Source organism: Micromonospora arborensis, from assembly GCF_003205615.1.
In the GTDB taxonomy this organism is placed as follows: Bacteria; Actinomycetota; Actinomycetes; order Mycobacteriales; family Micromonosporaceae; genus Micromonospora; species Micromonospora arborensis.
Genome location: NZ_PYBV01000005.1, coordinates 216,921 through 237,799 on the forward strand (window position 1 = coordinate 216,921; position 20,879 = coordinate 237,799).

The following is a 20,879-nucleotide window of genomic DNA, read 5'->3' on the forward strand; positions in this document are numbered from 1 at the left end:
GCGGCCTGTTAACGCTCACAAAAGCACCCGCACCAACGACCACCACCAATGTGTAGGCCGCCGTCCCGTCAGGAGGATGTTGTATGAACAGATCCAGAGCTGCCAATGTTGGTCTGGTGTCGGCCGGTGTCGCTCTACTGGTGTCGTCGACGGTTGTCGCGGCGTTGCCGGCTGGTGCCGCCGCCGAGGGCTGCTCGGTGAACTATGCCGTGTCGTCGCAGTGGCAGGGCGGCTTCGGCGCCAACGTGTCGATCACGAACCTGGGTGATCCGTTGAGCAGTTGGACGTTGACCTGGTCGTACGGCGCCGGGCAGACGGTCACACAGGCGTGGAACACGACGCTGACCCAGAGCGGTGCGTCGGTGACGGCGAGGAACGTGAGCTACAACGGTTCGGTCCCGACCAACGGCGCGGTGTCGTTCGGGTTCAACGGGTCGTGGACGGGCAGCAACCCGGCGCCGACGAGCTTCGCCCTGAACGGTGTCACGTGCACCGGCGGAACGACGCCGACGACACCGCCGCCGACGACCGCACCGCCGACGACCGCACCGCCGACGACGCCGCCTCCGACGACCCCACCTCCGACCACGCCGCCGCCGAACACGTGCAACCTTCCATCGACGTACCGCTGGTCGTCGACCGGCCAGTTGGCGACGCCGAGGTCGGGCTGGGTGTCGCTGAAGGACTTCACCGTCGCCCCCTACAACGGCCGGCAGTTGGTCTACGCGACGACGCACGACACCGGGACCAGGTGGGGCTCGATGAACTTCAGCCTCTTCACGAACTACTCGGAAATGGCGTCGGCCAGTCAGAACGCGATGAACTCCGCGACCGTCGCGCCGTCCCTGTTCTACTTCGCGCCGAAGAACATCTGGGTGTTGGCGTACCAGTGGGGTGGGCCGGCGTTCTCCTACCGGACGTCGACTGATCCGACCAATCCGAATGGCTGGTCGGCGGCGCAGACGCTGTTCACCGGAAGCATCACGGGTTCGGGGACCGGGCCGATCGACCAGGCGGTCATCGGTGACGGCACGAACATGTACCTGTTCTTCGCCGGGGACAACGGCAAGATCTACCGGGCCAGCATGCCGATCGGGAACTTCCCGGGCAACTTCGGCTCCAACTACACGACCATCATGAGCGACTCGACGAACAACCTGTTCGAAGCCGTTCAGGTCTACAAGCTCCAGGGCCAGACCCGGTACCTCATGATCGTCGAGGCGATCGGCTCGCAGGGCCGCTACTTCCGCTCCTTCACGGCCACCAGCCTGGGCGGCACGTGGACGCCGCAGGCCGCCAGCGAGAGCAACCCGTTCGCCGGCAAGGCCAACAGCGGCGCCACCTGGACCAACGACATCAGCCACGGTGAGCTGTTGCGCACCAACGCCGACCAGACCATGACCATCGACCCCTGCAACCTGCAACTGCTCTACCAGGGCCGTTCCTCCAGTTCCGGCGGCGACTACGGCCTCCTGCCGTACCGGCCGGGTCTGCTGACCCTGCAGCGCTGAACGCACGGGCGGGCTCGGCATCGTGCCGAGCCCGCCCGAGCCGCGGTCTGTCCCGGCACCGGCGTGTCCGGGCTGCCTCCGCCTGGAGTTGATTGACCGGTGGGCCCTGGCGGCTGGCCTGCCTGGCCATGCCTGTCTCGGTGAGCCATATACCTCTGAGTCATAGCTATGACCCAGAGGTATATGGCTCATCGGCACGTGTCCGGTCGGACGGGACATGCCCATGCTCTCGCGGGGCACGGATGCGAAACGCCGACATTCTCTTCGGGACGGACTGTGGCTGGAGAGTTTGGGATGATGCGCCGGTCTACCCAGCGAAACCATCTGACCCGAAGGGATCCTGCGATGGCAAAGGTCATCTCCACGCTGTTCATCTCGGCCGACGGCGTGGCCGAGATCGACCCGGACTGGCACTTCCCGTACTTCGACGAGAACATGGGCCGCGCCGTCACCGAGGACTACGACGCCGCTGACGTGCTTCTGATCGGCCGCGAGACCTACGACAGCTTCGCCGGCGCCTGGCCCGACCGGGAGGCCGCCGGAGGGGAGGACGCCGGGTTCGCCAAGCAGCTCGGGGACGTGCGCAAGGTCGTCGTCTCGCGGCAGTCGCTGGAGTTTGCCTGGCGCAACTCGGAGCTGATCACGGGTGATCTCCTCGGTGCCGTCACCGCCCTCAAGGCTGACGCCGGCGTCCGGGGCATCCTCATCCCCGGGTCGATCTCGGTGGTGCAGCAGCTGCTCGCCGCGGGGCTGGTCGACGAGTTGCGCCTGCTGGTGCACCCGGTCGCGGCGCGCAAGGGCCGCCGGCTGTTCGACGAGGGTGACACGGCCTACCACCTGCGCGTGCTGGCGACCGAGGCGTTTCCGACGGGCGTGCTCCGGGTGATCTACGCGCCGGGTGAGGCACCCGGAAAGGCCGGTTACGACGACGTCAAGGACCAGGTGCCGGCCGGCAACTAGCCGCCGTTGGTCTGCGCACCACCGCTTTATCCCACACCTCGGAACAGAATTTAGTGAGTCTCATCGATATTGACGTCCGGCGTCGGCAGCGGCAGGATCTCGGCACCACCACCACCGTGATCCCCTCTGGGAGGCGTCATGACCCGTCCCCGCCTGCCCCGTCTGCGGGCCGCCAGCCGGTTGGCCGCACTCGCTGTGGCCACCGCCGGCGTGCTGCTCACCGTCGCCACGCCCGCCAGCGCCGCTGTGCCCACCGGTCGATACGTCGCGCTGGGCGACTCGTACGCCGCCGGTCCGCTGATCCCCACCCAGGTCGACCTGAACTGCCTACGGTCCAACCGCAACTACCCATCGCTGGTGGCCGCGTCCGCCGGCTCGTCGTCGTTCGCCGACGTGAGCTGTTCCGGCGCGACCACGGACGACATCCTCTACGGCGGCAGCGGCCAGTTGGGCGTCACGGTGCCACCACAGCTCAGCGCGGTCACGTCGAACACCGCGCTGGTGACGGTGCAGATCGGCGGCAACGACATCGGCTTCTCCGGCATCATCGGCGACTGCGCTGAGGCGAGCCTCAGCAGCCCGCTCGGTTCGCCGTGCAAGAACCGGTACACCGCCGGAGGCGTCGACCAGTTGCAGGCGAGGATCGTCGCCGCCACGCCGAAGGTGACCGCCGTGCTGCAGGCGGTCCGTCAGGCCGCGCCGGGCGCGCGGGTGGTGGTACTGGGGTACCCGGCGATCCTTCCGGACACCGGGTACGGCTGCTGGCCCGTCGTGCCGATCGCCTACCAGGACGTGCCGTACCTGCGCGGCATCGAGAAGTCACTCAACGCGATGCTGGCCAGCACCGCGAGCGCCAACGGCGCCACCTACGCCGACGTCTACACCCCGTCGATCGGCCGCGACGCCTGCAAGAGCAGCGGCACCCGCTGGGTCGAGGGACTGGTGCCACAGAACTCGGCCGCTCCCTTCCACCCGAACGCCCGCGGCGAGCAGGGCATGGCATCCGCCCTGCTCACCAGACTGAACAGCTGACCGAGCCGCGATCGGTCGAGCCGGGCCCGTCGAGCAGCGGCGGGGCCGGCCGCCGGTGGCTCGTCGCCTGTGCGGTGCTTGAGATCGGCGAGTCCGGGGTACCGGAAGCTTTATGACGAGCGTGGGGCAAGTCATCGGAAACCGTTACCGCCTGGTCGAGAGCATCGCCAGCGGCGGGATGGGTGATGTGTGGCGGGCGGTTGACGAGACCCTGGACCGCTGCGTGGCTGTCAAGATGCTGCAGGCCCGGCTGGTCAGCGACGCCGGCTTCTCCGAGCGGTTCCGCCGCGAGGCGCGCGCGATGGCGGCCCTGCGTCACCCGGGTGTCGCCCAGGTCTACGACTACGGTGAGGTGTCCCGCTCCGGCGAGCCGGTCCTCGCCTACATCGTCATGGAGTGTGTGCAGGGCCAACCCTTGTCGGAGCGGATCGCCGAGGTCGGCCGGCTGGACGTGGCCGAGACGATGTCGATCGCCGCGCAGACCGCTCGCGCCCTGCAGGCCGCCCATGACGCCGGCGTCGTCCACCGGGACGTCAAACCCAACAATCTGATCATCGAGCCCGACGGGCACGTCGTACTCGTTGATTTCGGGGTTGCCGTGACCCAGGAGGCGGCGAGCCTGACCGGGACGAACCAGGTCGTCGGCACCGCCCTCTACATGGCACCGGAGCAGGTCTCGAAGAACGAGACCGCACCGGCGATCGACATCTACGCGCTGGGTGCCGTCGTCTACCACTGCCTCGCCGGTCGACCCCCGCACCAGGGCGAGAACGCTCTCGCGGTGGCGTTACGGCATCTCGAAGAGGAGCCGCCGCCGCTGCCCGAGGACGTCCCGGCGGCGGTACGGCGGTTGGTCGCCACCGCGATGGCCAAGGATCCCGCCCACCGCTTCCCGACGGCGGAGGCCATGGCCGCCGCCGCGCAGGCACTCGCGGACCCGTCCGACCAGGCCACCGAGGCGATCTCGATCGGGGTACGAACCGAGCGCATCGCTGGCCGGCGGTCGGCGCTCGGTGGTGCGGTGGGTCGGGCGGCCGGCCCTGGACCCAAGGCGCTCGCGGTGCTTCTCGGATCGTTGGCCGCCGCGGCTGCCGTCCTGGTGCTCGCCGACCCCATCGGGATGATGCCGGGCCCGTCCGGGCGACCCACGGTGCCTCCGACGGTGCCTCCCGGGGTGCCGCCTGCGGTGTCGCCTTCGGTGCCGGCAAAGGGTGACCCTGGCCCGGGCGCCGGTGGCGGCGAACCGGCCACGCAGGGTCCTGCGGGCATGCCGGTGCGAGCGTCCGGATCCCCGACCCCGACGCCAACGCTTCCACCGAGCGCAGGACCGACAGGTCAGGCCACGCCGTCGGGGGAGAGCAGCGCGGAGCCCGCCCCCAGCACCTCGGGGAGCGCCCCCTCGACACCGACGGAAGCTCCGACGGGCGGATCGACGCCGAGCGCGGAGCCGACGGAGGAACCAGCGGCCGACCCGACCGAGGAGCCGACCGAGGATCCGACCGAGGAACCGGCGGCGGAGGAGTCGACAGCCGGGGGGACCGGGGCGCCGCAGGTCTAGGTCTAGCAGCGGAGGCCAGGTTCACGCCACTGGCCGGCACCGCGTCGACCGTCCGGCCCTTTCCTGAATGCCGAGGTCGACTGCTCGGAACGTCTCGCAGAACCCGGTCTGGCGTGGCGGCCGAAGCCGCCACGCCAGACGTGTCGTGTCCGGAGCTGGTCGGGGGTCAGCCGGTACGGCAGGTGATCGTCGGCCAGTTCCAGTTGCCATTGGCCATGATCGTCACCCCGAAGTTGTTTCCGTTGCCGTTCGGTCTGGCGGTGACGGTGCCGCTCGTGCCGCTGACGGAGGCGTTCCAGCTGTTCTGGATGCTCTGGCCGCCGCCGAGGCCAAGGCTGACCACCCAACTGTTGGTGCCGCTGACCGCGACGTTGAGATTGAACCGGTCGCCCCACTGCTCGCCGGCGGAGATCGTCGCGTTGCAGTTACCGGTCCCGGGGTTGCCGGTGGTGGGACCGGAGGTCGGGTTGCTGCCACCGCCGCCCTCGCGGACGGTGATGTCGGAGCTTCCGGCGCTCTGGTAGCCCTCGGTGGCCATGATCTGGTAGCTGTGGTTGGTGCCGAGGTTCAGGCCAGCGCGGGCCCAGGCGTCGAAGTGGTTGGCGGTGGTGATGGTGCCACTCGAACGCTTCTGCTGGCGGACGCTCCAGAACTGGTAGAACGTCTGGGTGCCGTCGATCGACGGGGCGTTGACCCGCTGGCTGCGGAGGATGTCGTAGGTGCCGCCGTCAGTGGTGACCGTGCCCATCCGGGTGGCGCCGCTGCTCGGGTTGTAGCTGCCGAAGTTCTCCACCACGTAGTACTCGATGAGCGGGTTGCGCGTCCATCCGTACAGGGCGAGGTAGGTGTTGTTGTTGCCCGGGTTGTAGGTGCCCGAGTAACTGACCGTCCGGCGGTTGCCGGTGGCCCAACCCTTGCCGCCGACCCAGTTGTTGGTGCTCCTGTCCCAACTGCTGGAGTAACGGCCGTCGGCACGCAGCGTCATGCTGGCGTTGCCGCTGTCCTTCCAGAACGAGAAGTAGTACCCGTTGTGCGTGCCGGTGGTGCTCGAGCTGACCGTCCGGTCGGCCTCGGCGTACGCGTTGGTGGCCGTCATCGTGCCGGCGACGGCCAGGACGGCGGCGCAGGCGGCGCCGAGGAACAGCCGCATGCGGCCGCGCCTCCTCGGTCTGGTGGGGGTGTCTTTGTCGATCATGAACGTGTTCCTCCTCGTGGCGGCTGGCGGGGGCCAGCGGTGCGTACGACCCAGCAGGCTGGCGGTGGCCGAGTGACGGGTCGGCGTCGTAGCGCGTGGTGGTGGTCGGCCGGTCGTCCTGCACGACGACCGGAGGAGTGGGTCGCGGTGACTGCATCGACGGTAATAGAGCACCGTCGATGGCGACCGTATTGACCCGGTCGTCGACTTGTCAACAATTTCCGGAAGTGCCGCGGCGTCCGCGTTCCGACGGCTGGCCTCGCGCGGGCCGGCATCCATCCTGGTCAGTAGTTGATCAGGGTTCGGTATGTGGTCGCAGCGGTGCCCCGCCCGAAGATCGGGGGCCAGTGCGGGGTCGCCGAAAGTTCCGGATAGTTTCCGGACCGCGGTCGGCCGGCTGTCGGCAGTGACCGATTTGGCGTCGCTGGCGGGCGGGAGGGTCTCGCCTCGCGCGGGTGAACCGGGGGTGGATCGTCCGCCACGGCGACGCGCGGACCTTCGTAAAACTTGATCCGTTCCAGAATAGTGAGCTAGTGTCCGTCACGTGATGTCCGACTTCGAGGCGCAACTGCGGGCCGCCTCGCTGCGCGTGACCCGGCCCCGACTGGCGGTGCTCGCGGCGCTGCGCGACCACCCCCATATCGGCACCGACGCGGTGATCGCGCTGGTACGGGCGAATCATCCCACGGTCTCCCACCAAGCGGTGTACGACGTGCTGCGTGTGCTCACCGGCGCCGGTCTGGTGCGGCGCATCCAGCCTGCCGGCGCGACCGCCCGCTACGAGTCCCGGGTCGCCGACAACCACCACCATGTCGTGTGCCGCTCCTGTGGCGTGATCGCCGACGTCGACTGCGCCGCCGGCCACGCCCCCTGTCTCACCGCCTCGGTCGATCACGGGTTCGTGATCGACGAGGCGGAGGTCGTCTACTGGGGCATCTGCCCCGACTGCGCGACCGAACGCACGCCCCAGAGATCCGCAAGCTCGGAAGGAAGCAAATGAGCGACACCCAGAACAACGGCCCCACCAGTGCGCAGGGCGCGGGCTGCCCGGTCGCGCACGACTCGGTGACCGCGCAGGGCAGCGAGAGCGAGAACCCGGCGATCGACTCGCCGACCCCGAAGACCGGCGGTCGTCCGCGTACCAACCGGGACTGGTGGCCCAACCAGCTCGACCTCTCGGTGTTGCACGCCCACTCCTCCAAGGGCAACCCACTGGGGGAGAGCTTCAGCTACGCCAAGGAGTTCGCGAAGCTCGACGTCGACGCCCTCAAGCGGGACATCGTCGAGGTGCTCACCACCTCGCAGGACTGGTGGCCGGCGGACTTCGGCCACTACGGCGGCCTGATGATCCGGATGAGCTGGCACGCCGCCGGCACCTACCGCATCCAGGACGGTCGGGGCGGGGCCGGCGACGGCGGGCAGCGTTTCGCTCCGCTCAACAGCTGGCCCGACAACGCGAACCTCGACAAGGCCCGCCGACTGCTGTGGCCGGTCAAGCAGAAGTACGGCCAGCAGATCTCGTGGGCCGACCTGCTCGTGCTCGCCGGTAACGTCGCCCTGGAGTCGATGGGGTTCAAGACCTTCGGCTTCGGCTTCGGCCGTGAGGACGTGTGGGAGCCCGAGGAGATCTTCTGGGGTCCGGAGGACACCTGGCTCGGTGACGAGCGCTACGTCTCCGAGGCGCAGATGGCCGAGGGCGTCGGTTCGACGGAGATGGGGCTCATCTACGTCAACCCCGAGGGGCCCCGCGGCAGCGCGGACTTCCGGGCCGCGGCGCACTTCATCCGCGAGACCTTCGGCCGGATGGCGATGAACGACGAGGAGACCGTCGCCCTCATCGCCGGCGGCCACACCTTCGGCAAGACCCACGGCGCCGGCGTGGCCGACAGTCACGTGGGCCCGGAGCCCGAGGGCGCCCCGCTGGAGTCGCAGGGCCTCGGCTGGCTGAGCACCCACGCCAGCGGCAAGGGCGCGGACACGATCACCAGTGGCCTCGAGGTGACCTGGACCGACCAGCCGACGCAGTGGAGCAACCGCTTCTTCGAGATCCTCTTCGGCTACGAGTGGGAGCTCACCCGCAGCCCGGGCGGCGCCAAGCAGTGGGTCGCCAAGGACGCCGAGGCGATCATCCCGGACGCCTTCGACCCGGCGAAGAAGCACAAGCCGACGATGCTCACCACGGACCTGTCGCTGCGCTTCGACCCGACCTACGAGAAGATCTCGCGCCGCTTCCTGGAGAACCCGGACGAGTTCGCGCTGGCCTTCGCGAAGGCCTGGTACAAGCTGCTGCACCGCGACATGGGCCCGGTCAGCCGTTACCTCGGGCCGTGGGTCGCCGAGCCCCAGTTGTGGCAGGACCCGGTGCCGGCCGCCAGCGGCGCACTCGTTGGTGACGCCGACGTCGCCGCCCTCAAGGCGAAGGTCCTGGAGTCCGGCCTCACGACCGCTCAGCTGGTCTCCACCGCCTGGGCGTCCGCCGCGAGCTTCCGGTCGACGGACAAGCGCGGTGGCGCCAACGGTGCCCGGATCCGGCTCGAGCCGCAGCGCAGCTGGGAGGTCAACCAGCCCGAGCAGCTCGCGAGCGTCCTGGACACCCTCGAGGGCATCCAGCGGGAGTTCAACGCCGCGGGCGGCGCGACGATCTCGCTCGCCGACCTGATCGTGCTGGCCGGCTCGGCCGCCGTCGAGAAGGCGGCGCGCGACGCTGGCGTCGAGGTGACCGTGCCGTTCCGGGCGGGCCGCACCGACGCCACCCAGGAGCAGACCGACACCGAGTCGTTCCGGGTCCTGGAGCCGCGGGCCGACGGTTTCCGCAACTACCTGCGTCCGGGTGAGAAGACCCAGCCGGAGGTGCTGCTCGTCGACCGCGCCTACATGCTCAACCTGACCGCGCCCGAGATGACCGTCCTCGTCGGCGGTCTGCGGTCGCTCGGTGCCAACACCGGCGGCAGCCAGCACGGCGTTCTCACCGACCGGCCCGGCGTGCTCACCAACGACTTCTTCGCCAACCTGCTCTCCCCGGGCACCCGGTGGAGCGCGTCGAAGTCCGACGAGCACGTGTACGAGATCCGCGACCTGGCCACCGACGAGGTGAAGTGGACCGCCACCGCGGTCGACCTCATCTTCGGCTCCAACTCGCAGCTGCGAGCCCTCGCGGAGGTCTACGCCAGCCAGGATGCTCGCGACAAGTTCGTGACCGACTTCGTGGCAGCCTGGACCAAGGTCATGGAGCTCGACCGGTTCGATCTCGCCTGACGGTTCCGCTCGACGAGCCCCGGTCAATCCACCGCGATTGATCGGGGCTCGTCGCCGTGCGTGGTTGTTCACGGAGTGTCGGGTTTGCCGACGGTGATGCTGCTCGCACTGGGCGCAACGACCCGCTGGGGTCTGGGGTGCGGCTCGTTGATCAGGTACCGTCGCCTGTCACAAAGCCTTTGCACTACTGGCTTCCTGCGACTAGGAAGTCGAACCGGAGGGACACAGCCGTGAGGTTCCAAAGCGCCGTCCGCCAGGCCGGTCTCGTCGTGGCGGTCGCCGCCCTCGCGGTGACCGCGGGATGTGCCAAGAAGGACGACAGCGAGGTCCAGGCGAGCGGGGTCAAGCTGGTCCAGGCGGGCAAGCTGACGGTCTGCACCCACCTGCCGTACCCGCCGTTCCAGTCCAAGGACACCAGCGGCAAGGTCACCGGCTTCGACGTCGAGATCATGGACCTGGTGGCCAAGGACCTGGGCGTCGAGCAGACGATCATCGACACCCCGTTCGAGGGGATTAAGTCCGGCCAGGACCTGAACACCGGCAAGTGCGACGCGGCAGCCGCCGGCATGACGATCACCGAGGAACGGCAGAAGGTGATGAACTTCTCCGACCCGTACTTCGACGCCACGCAGGCGATGCTGGTCAAGGCCGGTAAGCCCTACAAGTCGCTCGACGACCTCAAGGGCAAGAAGGTGGGCGTGCAGGCGGCCACCACGGGTCGTGACTACGCCAAGAAGTTCGAGAAGGAGAAGGGCCTGCAGATCGTCGAGTTCGAGGATCTCGCCGCCGAGCAGCAGGCTCTCGCCAACGGCCAGGTCGAGGCCGCCATCAACGACCTGCCGGTCTGGACCGAGTACCTCAAGTCGAACCCGGGAGGGTTCCAGGTGTCCGCCGAGTTCGACACCGGCGAGCAGTACGGCTTCTCGGTCAAGAAGGACGGCAACCCGGAACTGCTCAAGAAGATCAACGAGGCGCTGGCCAAGGCCAAGCAGGACGGCACGTACAACACGATCTACGAGAAGTGGATCGGCAAGCGGCCGAGCGCGTGATCGAGGCTCACAACTGGAGGGCGCGCGTCTCGCGCGCCCTCCTCGTCGGTAATCTCCGGGAAGGCAACGAGCGAACGTGAAGCTGCGACGCCGCCAGCGGGAGCGGTTGTCCCTCGGGCTCCAGTACCTGGTCTTCATCGCCATCATCGCCGCTGTGCTGTTCGCCGCGGACTGGGACAGGCTGAAGGACGCGTTCTTCCGCGTCGACATCATCAAGTCGATGTTCCCGACGATCATCACCGTCGCGCTGCGCAACACCATCCTCTACACGCTGGGTGCGTTCGCCTTCGGCCTCGTGTTCGGCACCATCCTCGCGTTGATGAAGCTGTCCCGGGTGGCGCCGTACCGCTGGGTGGCGACGGCGTACATCGAGCTGTTCCGGGGTCTGCCCGCGCTGCTGGTGCTGTTCCTCGTCGGGTACGGCATTCCCATCGCCTTCCCGGAGCGGGAGATTCCCGGCGGCGTGTTCGGTTCGATCGCGATCGGTCTCGGGTTGACTGCCGCCGCCTACATGGCGGAGACCATCCGGGCCGGCATCCAGGCCGTCCCCAAGGGGCAGATGGAGGCGGCGCGCACCCTCGGCATGTCGCACTTCACCGCGATGCGCACGATCGTCATCCCGCAGGCGTTCCGGATCGTGATCCCGCCGCTGACGAACGAGTTGATCCTGCTGACCAAGGACTCGTCGCTGGCCTACGTGCTGGGCGTGACGGCGCAGACCATCGAGATCACCAAGTTCGGCCGGGACATGCTGAACGACCGGGTGAACGCCACGCCGCTGCTGGTGGCCGGCCTCGCCTACCTGATCATCACCCTGCCCCTGTCCCAGGTGGTACGACGCCTCGAACTCCGCTACGCCAAGGCTCGGTGACCCGCATGACGACCACCCCATCCCGCCCTGCCGTCGAGATCCGCGATCTGCACAAGTCCTTCGGCTCGCTCAAGGTGCTCAAGGGCATCGACTTCGAGGTCGGCCAGGGCGAGGTGGTCTGCGTCATCGGCCCGTCCGGCTCCGGTAAGTCGACGTTGCTGCGCTGCGTCGACCTGCTGGAGGAGCCCACGGCCGGCAAGATCTGGGTCAACGGGGTCGAGATGACCGACCCGGACGTCGAGATCGACGCCGCGCGCCGTGGCATCGGCATGGTCTTCCAGTCGTTCAACCTGTTTCCGCACCTGACCGTCCTGAACAACCTCACCATCGCGCAGCGTCGGGTGCTGCGGCGCAGTCGTGCCGAGGCCGAGCGCGTCGCGCGGGTCAACCTGGAGCGCGTCGGGCTGACCGACAAGGCCGACGCGTTCCCGGCGCAACTCTCCGGTGGGCAGCAGCAGCGTGCGGCGATCGCCCGGTCACTGTCGATGGAGCCGAAGCTGATGCTCTTCGACGAGCCGACCTCCGCGCTCGACCCGGAACTGGTCGGTGACGTGCTCACCGTCATGCGCAAGCTGGCCGAGGACGGCATGACGATGATGGTGGTGACCCACGAGATGGCGTTCGCCCGCGACGTCGCCGACCGGGTCGTGTTCATGGATGGCGGCGTGGTGGTCGAGCAGGGGTCGCCGCAGGAGGTGCTCGGCGCGCCGAAGCACGAACGGACCCGCGCGTTCCTGTCCCGGGTCCTCGACCCGACCCATGTCGCGCAGCTCGGTCAGCCCGACCAGTCGCCCGAGCCGCCGCAGGCCACCGGCCTGCCGGCCGACGACCGCCACAACCTCTGACCAACTGATTCCGTACGTCGGGCCGCCTCAGCGATGAGGCGGCCCGACGTCGTTCTGCCGGCCTGCGTGTCAGGTTCATGTCAATCGAAAGACGTCGTGATGTCAAGGTAATCTTCTTGCAATCAGACCTGGACTTTCGTCGATGGATTACATAAGTTGCTGTCATCCATCGAAAGTTCTGAGTCTTCCGAGCAGAGTCCGCGACGAGCCTCACCTCAGTCGTGCTGCCGCCGCCTGTGCTCGGCGGTCGACGCACCCTGCCCTCGTCGCGTCTTCGCCCGGTTGGGAACGGAGACCCATGGACGATCACGCTGGTGGCTCCCACCGCCACCTGTCCCGCAGATCCCTGATCGCCACCGGGGCGCTCGCCGCCGGGGCGCTGGGCGCGTCCGCCCCGACGATCGGCGCCGCGTTCGGCGGCAGCCCCGCACAGGCCGCCGCTGGCGTCACGAAGAAGGTCACCATCTACGCCGAGCAGTTGCCCGACGGCCTGTTCGGCTACGGTCTGGCACCCGGCCAGGCGACCGTGCCGGGGCCGATCCTGGAGATCTACGAGGGTGACACCCTGGAGATCACCCTGGTCAACACCACCAGCCAGAGGCTGTCCATCCATCCGCACGGGGTGGACTACAGCACCGAGTCGGACGGCAGCCCGTTGAACGCCTCGTTCAACAATCCCGGTGAGACGCGGACGTACGTCTGGCGCACGCGGGAGATGTTCGCCGCGGCCGGCCGGCGGTTCATGCCGGGCAGCGCCGGCTACTGGCACTACCACGATCACGCCATGGGCACCGACCACGGCACCGCCGGGGTGGCGAAGGGCCTCTACGGGGCGCTGATCGTCCGGCGGCGCGGCGACATCCTGCCGGAGAAGCAGTTCACCGTCGTGTTCCACGACATGACGATCAACAACCGGATGGCGCCGGCGACCCCGATGTTCGAGGCGAACCTGGGCCAGCGCGTGGAGTGGATCGCCATCGGGCACGGCAACCTGTTCCACACCTTCCACCTGCACGCGCACCGCTGGGCGGACAACCGCACCGGAATGCTGGAGGGGCTGAGCGACCCGAGTCTGGTGATCGACAACAAGGACCTCAACCCGGGCAGCTCGTTCGGGTTCCAGGTGCTGGCCGGGGAGGGCGTCGGGCCCGGCGCGTGGATGTACCACTGCCACGTGCAGAACCACTCCGACGGCGGCATGTCGGGGATCTTCCTGGTGCGCAACGCCGACGGCAGCATGCCGCCGGGCGCCGAGGAGGCGATCCACCGGTTCCAGGGCCACACCCACACGCACGGAAGCTGACCGAACCGAAAGTGGGGACGGGGATGACCAGAAAATCACGACGAACCCTCGCCGCGATAGCGGCCTTCGCGGCGCTGATCCCGGCAACGACGGCAGCAGCCGCGCCGAGCACGGCAGCCGCACCACGAACGGCAGCCGCCGCGCAGCCGCAGAAGACCGCGGTCCTGGTGTTTCACGGGCCGGTGGCCGAGCAGCAGGACCCGGTTTCTCGCGCGGTGGACACCATCAAGCAGCTTGGTGCCGCTCATGACATCGATGTCACAGCCACCACGGACCCGGCTGTCTTCACCACGGCCGGGCTGTCGGCGTACCGCAGCGTGGTCTTTCTCTCCGCGACGGGCGCCGCGCTCAACCGCGACCAGGAGTCGGCGCTGCAGAGCTACATGAAGGCCGGCGGCGGTTTCGTCGGCATCGCCGACGCCGCCCGCGCCCAGGTCGATTCGGCCTGGTTCACCGGCCTGATCGGCACCCGCCCGGCGGGCGCGATCCCGGTGGCCGAGCCGGTGGCCGCGGTGACCGCCAGCGGCGAGAACCCGCCGACCGAGTCCAAGGAGAAGCTGTCCGACGGCGACGCCAACACCAAGTGGCTGGTCCGCACCCCGACCGCGTGGGTGGCCTACCAACTGGCCGCGCCCAAGCGGATCACCGGGTACGCGCTGACGTCGGCCAACGACTTCGTCGGGCGGGACCCGAAGGACTGGACCCTGCAGGGCTCCAGCGACGGCCAGAGCTGGTCCGATCTGGACCGGCGCACCAACCAGACCTTCGCGGAGCGGTTCCAGACCCGCCGCTTCGACATCGCCACGCCGCAGGAGTTCACCCGCTACCGGCTGAACATCACCGCCAACAGCGGTGAGCCGCTGATCCAGCTCGCCGACCTGCGCCTGTTCACCGGCGCGGCCACCGCGCCGCCGCCGACCCCCGTGAACCGGGCGGTGGTCGACATCCTGGACCGCAAACACCCGGCGACCGCGTCGCTGCCCCTGACGATCACCCGGTCCGACCGCTGGGACAACTGGGACCCGAACCCGATCGGCACGGTGCACACGCTCGCCCAGGTCGAGGAGCGGCACTACAACCCGGGGGCGGCCGCGAACGGCGCGTTCCACCCGGTGTCCTGGTGCCGGGACTACGACGGCGGCCGGTCGTTCTACACCGGCATGGGCCACACCGAGGGCAGCTACGGCGAGGAGGCGTTCCGCGCGCACCTGACCGGCGCTCTCAACTGGACCACCGGCCGCGTTCGCGGCGACTGCCAGGCCACGATCGCCGCGAACTACAAGGTGGAGCGGCTCACCGCGGCAAACCAGACCGGGCAGTTGGACCAGATCGGCGAGCCGCACGGCCTCACCATCGCGCCGGACGGCACGGTCTTCTACGTCGGCAAGGCGGCCTGCCCGAGCGGCCCGATCGCCGACTGGAACGACCCGAACGTCGGCCTGGGCTGCGGCACCATCCACTCCTGGGACCCGCGGACCAAGCAGGTCAAACTGCTCACCACCCTGGAGGTGATGGGCAACCGGGGCAGCGGCTCCGAACTGGTGAAGAACGAGGAGGGCCTGCTCGGCATCGTGCCCGACCCCGCGTTCGCCGAGAACGGGTGGCTCTACGTCTACTGGATGCCACACGAGTCGGTCGACCGGGTGCAGCGGGTCGGGCAACGCACCATCTCGCGGTTCACCTACGACCGCCAGGCGCAGACCATCGACCAGGCCACCCGCAAGGACCTGCTGCAGTTCCCGGTGCAGATCCACAGCTGCTGCCACGCCGGTGGCGGCATGGCGTTCGACGCCAAGGGCAACCTCTACGTCGGCTCCGGCGACAACAACTCCTCCGAGGGGTCGCAGGGCTACTCCGGCAACAACTGGACCCAGGAGTACCAGGGGATCTCGTTCCAGGACGCCCGCCGCACGTCGGGCAACACCAACGACCTCGCCGGAAAGATCATCCGGATCCACCCGGAGGCGGACGGCACGTACACCATCCCGGAGGGCAACCTTTTCCCGCCGGGCACCGAGAAGACCCGGCCGGAGATCTACGTGATGGGCGTACGCAACATCGCCCGCCTGCAGATCGACCCGGTGCACCAGTGGCTGACCGCCGGCTGGGTCGGCCCGGACGCCGCATCGCCCAGCCCCACCCTGGGTCCGGCCAAGTACGAGACCGCCACCATCATCACCTCGGCCGGCAACCAGGGCTGGCCGTACTGCATGGGCAACCGGCAGCCGTACCGGGATCGCAGCAGCACCGACGCGACGGTGCTCACCGGTTGGTACGACTGCGACAACCTGAAGAACACCTCGCCTCGCAACACCGGCCTGGTGGACATCCCCGCGGCCCGGGACAACATGATCTGGTATTCGCCGGACGGCGGCGGCCCGGTGTTCCCCAAGCGGACCGACGGCAGCGGCCTCCCGACGTACGTCGCGGCCGACGCCACCTACACGCAGCCGTACCTGCGCGGCGGCGGGCAGGCCATCATGTCCGGCCCGACGTACCACCGCGAACTCGTCGACACGAACAGTGGCGTGGCCTGGCCGGAGCACTGGGACGGCAAGTGGTTCATCGGCGACCAGTCGAACGCCAACAACCGGGTGGCGGTCACCGTCGACCCGGCCGGAGTGCCGCAGGCCGCCCCACCGGTGTACGCCGAGTCGCTGCGGGCCATCATCCCCGGCGGCAACGGTGACACCCGGCTGCAGAGCTGGATGGACGCCAAGTTCGGCCCGGACGGCGCGCTCTACCTGCTCGACTACGGCGGCGGGTTCTTCAGCCTGCACGACAACCAGAAGCTGATCCGGGTCACCTACACCGGTGGTGCTCCCACCCCGGCGCCGGCCGCGACCTCGGTCGCCGTGCAGAACAAGCCGTTGACCATCGCCTTCAACGGTTCCCGCTCCGGCGGCGTCAGCCACCGGTGGGAGTTCGGCGACGGCGCCACGTCGACCGAGGCGAACCCCCGGCACACGTACGCCAAGGTTGGCACCTACTCGGCGAAGCTGACCGTCACGTACGCCGACGGTGAGACCGCGACGGTGCAGAGCACGGTCACGGTGGGCTGCGCGGTGCCGGACAGCCGGCAGAACGTGTGGCTCGGGGACACCGACACCGGGGTGCCCAGTCGTACGGTCGGGCAGGGCTGCACCATCAACGACCTGATCGACGACGAGAGCACCTGGGCCGACCACAACGGATTCGTCCGGCACGTGAGCACGGTGACCCGTGCGTTGCAGGACGACGGCCTGCTCAATGCCCGCGAATCCGGCACGCTGACCCGCCTGGCCGCCGCGTCCGAGGTCGGCCGGGACGGGCACACCGGGTACGAGCCCCTCTACGACGGCACCCCGGAGTCGCTGCTCGGCTGGCAGCAGGCGCCGACGGGATCGTTCAGCATCCAGCCGGACGGGGCGCTGCGCTCCAGCGGTGGCATGGGCATGCTCTGGCACACCAAGGAGTTCGGTGACTTCTCGGTGAAGCTGCAGTTCAAGGACATCGCGCCAGGCACGAATCGGGCCAACACCGGCGTCTTCACCCGCTTCCCGGACCCGCGGATCCCGCTGGAGCAGCGGCCCGAGGGCAGCTGCGGCACCGTCGGATCGGCCCGTACGTCGCAAGCCTGGGTGGCGATCTTCTGCGGACACGAGATCCAGATCTACGACGGCGAGACCGGTGAGCCGCAGAAGACCGGTTCGGTCTACAACTTCGACTCCGTGCCGCTCGCCCAGGCCGGTGTGACTCCGAAGAACCAGTGGAACGACTACGAGATCCGGGTCGTCGGGCAGCACTACACGATGATCCGCAACGGTGTGGTGATCAACGAGTTCGACAACACGCCGGGCAAGCAGTCGTCCCGGGCCGGCGACCCGCCGACCGACCTGCGGCAGTTCCTCCGCGGCTTCATCGGCCTGCAGAACCACGGTGACAACGACCTGACCGAGTTCCGCAACGTCCGCGTGCGGGAACTCTAGGAGTGACGATGACCCGACGACTGACGGCCGCGCTGGCGGCGCTCCTGCTCACGGTGATCCCGTGGACCGCGACGCCCGCCTCCGCCGCCCCGCGCGTCGCCGCCGACCAGGTGTTGACCTGGACCGCCGACGACAACATCACCCGCTACAAGTCCGCACCCACCTCGGCGGTGGCCGGTGCCACCACCATCATCTGGGAGAACAGCGCGGCCACCGGCAACACCACCGGGATGCCGCACACGCTGACCTTCGACACCTCCACCGAGGGTTACAACCACGACGTCACGCTCAACATCCTGGCCAGCCCGTTCGACGCCAACGACGGCCGCCACCAGGCGACCGTCAACCTGACCCCGGGCCGGTACCGCTACTTCTGCTCGATCCCCGGCCACAGTCAGATGGTCGGCGAGCTGGTGGTCACCGAGGGCGGAGGTGGCGGCGACACCACACCGCCGACGGTCGCCGGCACCGTGGCCGGTGAGCGCGACCAGGACGGCAACTACCTCGGTGCGGCCACGGTGACCGTCACGGCCACCGACGCCGACTCCGGCGTGGACACCGTCGAGTACCAGGTCGACGACACCAGCTTCCAGCCGTACACCCAGCCGGTGCAGGTGACCGCGATCGGCGACCACTCGGTGCAGTTCCGGGCCACCGACCAGGCCGGTAACACCAGTGCCGTCGGCTCGGTGTCGTTCCGGATCGTCGAGCCGGGGGAGGAGGACACCACCGCTCCGGTGGCGACGGCGACCCTGGCCGGCGACCGTGACGGCGACGGCAACTACATCGGTACGGTCACCGCCACGCTGGCCGCCACCGATACCGGGTCCGGCGTCGCCACCATCGAGTACTCGTTGGACGGGGCCGCCTTCACCGCGTACACGAACCCGATCGTCGTGACCGCGGCCGGGATGCACATGCTGCACTACCGGGCGACCGACGTCGCCGGGAACACGTCGGCCGAGCAGATGGAACACTTCACCGTCGTTCCGCCGGCGGCCGAGGACACCACGCCACCCGCGGTGTCCGCGACGGTCACCGGCGAGCGCGACAGCGCCGGCGCGTACGTCGGCGGTGCGACCGTCACCGTCACCGCGACCGACGACGACTCGGGTGTGGCGTCGGTCGAGTACGCGGTCGACGGTGGTGGCTGGACCGCGTACGCCGGCCCGGTCTCCGTCCGGACCGTCGGCGCGCACACCCTGCGGTACCGGGCGACCGACACCGCGGGCAACGCCTCCACCGAGCAGTCGACGACGTTCACGGTGGTGGCCGACGGCACCGACGGCTGCGCCGACTCGGACACCCGGGCCACGGTGATCATCGACGGCGACGACACCGGGGTGGCCAACGTCGACACCGGCGACGGCTGCACCATCAACGATCTGATCGACGAACACGCCGACTACCCCGGCCACGCCGATTTCGTCCGGCACGTCGAGGCGGTCACCGCCGCGCTCGTGACCGACGGCACGCTCAACCGGCGGCAGCAGGGCACCATCGTCCGGGCCGCGGCCCGATCGGACGTCGGCGCATGAGTCCTCGAATCTCATCGACAGGGAGTACAACGATGCCCGGACGTACCGTCGTCAAGCTCGCCACCGTGAGCGCCTTCGTCGCCGCCTCGGTGTTGGCGGTGGCGCCCACCGCACACGCCGACCTGGTCACCCACTGCATCGGCACCGGCGGTGCCGTGACCGTGCCCAACGACCTGCTGGTGCCGGCCGGCCAGTCGTGCGCGCTGACCGGCACCACGATCACCGGCAACGTCACCGTCGCGGCCGGCGGCAACCTGGTGGTTGCCGGTGGCCGGGTCAGCGGCGAGATCCGCGTTGCCGCGGACGGCTACCTCGACGCCACCGAGACGACCATCGACGGCCAGGTGGTGCTGGCCGCCGGCGGCTACGGAGTCTTCCTCAAAGACGCCCGCAGCGGCAACGTGACCGTGCGGCCGAAGGGCTCCGCGACCATCGACAGCTTCCTGTTCGTGGAGGAGTCGACGATCGTCGGGACGGTCAACGCGGGCGCCGGTGAGGTGCGGCTCGACCGTGGCACCCAGGTGGAACGCAACGTCAGCAGCACCGGCACCTACTACACCGACGTGCACGACTCCTTCGTCGACGGCACGCTGTCGGTGCTGAACAGCGCCACCGGCAGTGTGGTGTGCGGCAGCGCGGTCCGTGGCCAGGCCACCTTCGCCGGCAACCTGGGTGGTGTGCAGCTCGGCCCGAACGGCACCCTCGACAGTTGCGCCTCCGGCGGCTACTGGGGCCGGGACGTCAGCATCACCAGCACCACCGGTGGCGTCAGCGTCGACGACAACATCATCGACGGCCAGCTGACCGTGACGTCCAACGACCCGGCCGCCCAGGTGGCCGCGAACAACCGGATCCGCGGCGGCGTGACCGGTGACCAGGCCGCCGCGACCACCAACCGGGCCGCCCGGACGGCCGCCCCGGACCGGGAGGACGCCGGCGACCAGCGGGCCGAGACCCGTCGTACCTCGGCGGTGCAGGAGGCCACCGCGGCCGGCGACGCCCGGCTCTAGCTGCTCGACGCGACGGCGGCCGGCCACCCCGGATCGAGGGGTGACCGGCCGCCGCCGTCGTACCGCGTCGCGGCCCGTGCTTGCGTGTCGGTGCCGGCGTCGGCAGAATCCCCGGTCGTGACGGAAGATCACGAGCCGGAGCACGGCGAAGACGAGACGGTCATCGAGAACTACGTCGCCGAGTGCCCCATCGACGCGGAGCTGGCCGATCAGCTGATCGGTCTGGCCGACCTGCCGTGGAACGATCCGGACGCCACCAGCCGGGCGATGCGCGCTCTCGGCTGGACCGCCGACGCGGCGCCGACCGACGAAACTCGCTTCGTCACCGTGGCCGGTCACGCCATCTACGGCGACTACTGCCTCTACATGCCCTTCGTCCACTACTACACGGTGGGTGGAGAGCTGTGGCCGGATGACTTCTGGGGCTCGCAGCCCGGCTGGTCGAGCCAGCCGGACGCCGGTCGCCAGGACTTCGAGGCGTGCGTCGACGCCGCGATCGAACGGCTCACCGAACGGCTCGGCCCCCCGGAGTGGGACGTCCGGACCGAAGGCAGGAACATCTCCATCGGCGGCTACTCCTGGCGGTACGCCGCCTGGCGGCGGGCCAGCAACATCCTTGTCGTCGGCCCGACCCTGGACGGCTACTCCTATTCCCAGGACGAGGAGGCCGTCGTCTACATCGGTCAGTTCGCCGAGGACCGGCCGTTCCCGGACGCCGCCGACTTCCGCAGCCTCATGCGTACGGGTTGATCGTCGACCCCGGGGCCGATACACGACGACCCCG

At 69.1% G+C, this 20,879-nt stretch carries 14 protein-coding genes and 1 pseudogene; 14 read left to right on the plus strand and 1 reads right to left on the minus strand.

What is annotated here, in order from left to right; genetic code table 11:
• The first annotated feature begins 83 nt into the window (after nt 1-83).
• The 4 genes from C7C45_RS04030 to C7C45_RS04045 all read left to right on the plus strand — a co-directional run bounded on the left by C7C45_RS04030 (nt 84) and on the right by C7C45_RS04045 (nt 5,061).
• The gene (locus C7C45_RS04030; protein WP_110562269.1) at nt 84-1,511 is read left to right on the plus strand and encodes a glycoside hydrolase family 62 protein; all 1,428 of its coding nucleotides are present in this window, start codon (nt 84-86) and stop codon (nt 1,509-1,511) included.
• Nucleotides 1,512-1,856: 345 nt separating this feature from the next.
• Entirely contained in the window at nt 1,857-2,471 is a 615-nt protein-coding gene (locus tag C7C45_RS04035) for a dihydrofolate reductase family protein (protein WP_110562270.1), read from the plus strand.
• 138 nt (nt 2,472-2,609) lie between these two features.
• Nucleotides 2,610-3,503, plus strand: coding sequence for an SGNH/GDSL hydrolase family protein (locus tag C7C45_RS04040; RefSeq protein ID WP_110562271.1), 894 nt, complete (start codon nt 2,610-2,612; stop codon nt 3,501-3,503).
• A 121-nt stretch (nt 3,504-3,624) separates the two neighbouring features.
• Nucleotides 3,625-5,061, plus strand: a complete 1,437-nt coding sequence (locus C7C45_RS04045; protein ID WP_244200236.1) for a serine/threonine-protein kinase — start codon at nt 3,625-3,627, stop codon at nt 5,059-5,061.
• Nucleotides 5,062-5,227: 166 nt separating this feature from the next.
• Here the strand turns inward: C7C45_RS04045 and C7C45_RS04050 are convergent, their stop codons facing one another.
• Nucleotides 5,228-6,211, minus strand: coding sequence for a glycoside hydrolase family 11 protein (locus C7C45_RS04050; protein ID WP_244200237.1), 984 nt, complete (start codon nt 6,209-6,211; stop codon nt 5,228-5,230).
• A 589-nt stretch (nt 6,212-6,800) separates the two neighbouring features.
• Here C7C45_RS04050 and C7C45_RS04055 point away from each other — a divergent pair.
• The 10 genes and pseudogenes from C7C45_RS04055 to C7C45_RS04100 all read left to right on the plus strand — a co-directional run bounded on the left by C7C45_RS04055 (nt 6,801) and on the right by C7C45_RS04100 (nt 20,845).
• Nucleotides 6,801-7,256 (plus strand): Fur family transcriptional regulator, encoded by a 456-nt coding sequence (locus C7C45_RS04055; protein ID WP_280101366.1) that lies wholly within the window; start codon nt 6,801-6,803, stop codon nt 7,254-7,256.
• Nucleotides 7,253-9,511 (plus strand): catalase/peroxidase HPI, encoded by a 2,259-nt coding sequence (katG, locus tag C7C45_RS04060; protein WP_110562274.1) that lies wholly within the window; start codon nt 7,253-7,255, stop codon nt 9,509-9,511. The genes C7C45_RS04055 and katG overlap by 4 nt, the downstream gene beginning before the upstream one ends.
• Nucleotides 9,512-9,741: 230 nt before the next feature.
• Complete coding sequence (locus tag C7C45_RS04065) at nt 9,742-10,560, plus strand: basic amino acid ABC transporter substrate-binding protein (protein WP_110562275.1); 819 nt, start codon at nt 9,742-9,744, stop codon at nt 10,558-10,560.
• A gap of 76 nt (nt 10,561-10,636) precedes the next feature.
• On the plus strand, nt 10,637-11,431 hold the full coding sequence (locus C7C45_RS04070; RefSeq protein ID WP_110562276.1) for an amino acid ABC transporter permease: 795 nt from the start codon (nt 10,637-10,639) through the stop codon (nt 11,429-11,431).
• 5 nt (nt 11,432-11,436) lie between these two features.
• A complete protein-coding gene (locus C7C45_RS04075) occupies nt 11,437-12,276 on the plus strand; it encodes an amino acid ABC transporter ATP-binding protein (protein WP_110562515.1) in 840 nt (279 codons plus the stop codon).
• Between the two features lie 298 nt (nt 12,277-12,574).
• Nucleotides 12,575-13,579, plus strand: a complete 1,005-nt coding sequence (locus C7C45_RS04080) for a multicopper oxidase domain-containing protein (RefSeq protein ID WP_110562277.1) — start codon at nt 12,575-12,577, stop codon at nt 13,577-13,579.
• A 23-nt stretch (nt 13,580-13,602) separates the two neighbouring features.
• A complete protein-coding gene (locus tag C7C45_RS04085) occupies nt 13,603-17,547 on the plus strand; it encodes a ThuA domain-containing protein (RefSeq protein ID WP_110562278.1) in 3,945 nt (1,314 codons plus the stop codon).
• 107 nt (nt 17,548-17,654) lie between these two features.
• Nucleotides 17,655-19,085, plus strand: a pseudogene (locus C7C45_RS04090) (OmpL47-type beta-barrel domain-containing protein); the annotation flags it as partial.
• A 32-nt stretch (nt 19,086-19,117) separates the two neighbouring features.
• Entirely contained in the window at nt 19,118-20,095 is a 978-nt protein-coding gene (locus tag C7C45_RS04095) for a hypothetical protein (RefSeq protein WP_110562279.1), read from the plus strand.
• Between the two features lie 117 nt (nt 20,096-20,212).
• On the plus strand, nt 20,213-20,845 hold the full coding sequence (locus C7C45_RS04100) for a hypothetical protein (protein WP_110562280.1): 633 nt from the start codon (nt 20,213-20,215) through the stop codon (nt 20,843-20,845).
• Nucleotides 20,846-20,879: the final 34 nt, after the last annotated feature.

Bases quoted from the DNA above. Each gene is read 5' to 3' on its own strand.
- C7C45_RS04040 (WP_110562271.1), top strand. From the start codon at position 2,610: ATGACCCGTCCCCGCCTGCCCCGTCTGCGGGCCGCCAGCCGGTTGGCC.
- C7C45_RS04075 (WP_110562515.1), top strand. From the start codon at position 11,437: ATGACGACCACCCCATCCCGCCCTGCCGTCGAGATCCGCGATCTGCAC.
- C7C45_RS04035 (WP_110562270.1), top strand. From the start codon at position 1,857: ATGGCAAAGGTCATCTCCACGCTGTTCATCTCGGCCGACGGCGTGGCC.
- C7C45_RS04095 (WP_110562279.1), top strand. From the start codon at position 19,118: ATGCCCGGACGTACCGTCGTCAAGCTCGCCACCGTGAGCGCCTTCGTC.
- C7C45_RS04080 (WP_110562277.1), top strand. From the start codon at position 12,575: ATGGACGATCACGCTGGTGGCTCCCACCGCCACCTGTCCCGCAGATCC.
- C7C45_RS04085 (WP_110562278.1), top strand. From the start codon at position 13,603: ATGACCAGAAAATCACGACGAACCCTCGCCGCGATAGCGGCCTTCGCG.
- C7C45_RS04030 (WP_110562269.1), top strand. From the start codon at position 84: ATGAACAGATCCAGAGCTGCCAATGTTGGTCTGGTGTCGGCCGGTGTC.
- katG (WP_110562274.1), top strand. From the start codon at position 7,253: ATGAGCGACACCCAGAACAACGGCCCCACCAGTGCGCAGGGCGCGGGC.
- C7C45_RS04050 (WP_244200237.1), bottom strand. From the start codon at position 6,211: ATGCGGCTGTTCCTCGGCGCCGCCTGCGCCGCCGTCCTGGCCGTCGCC.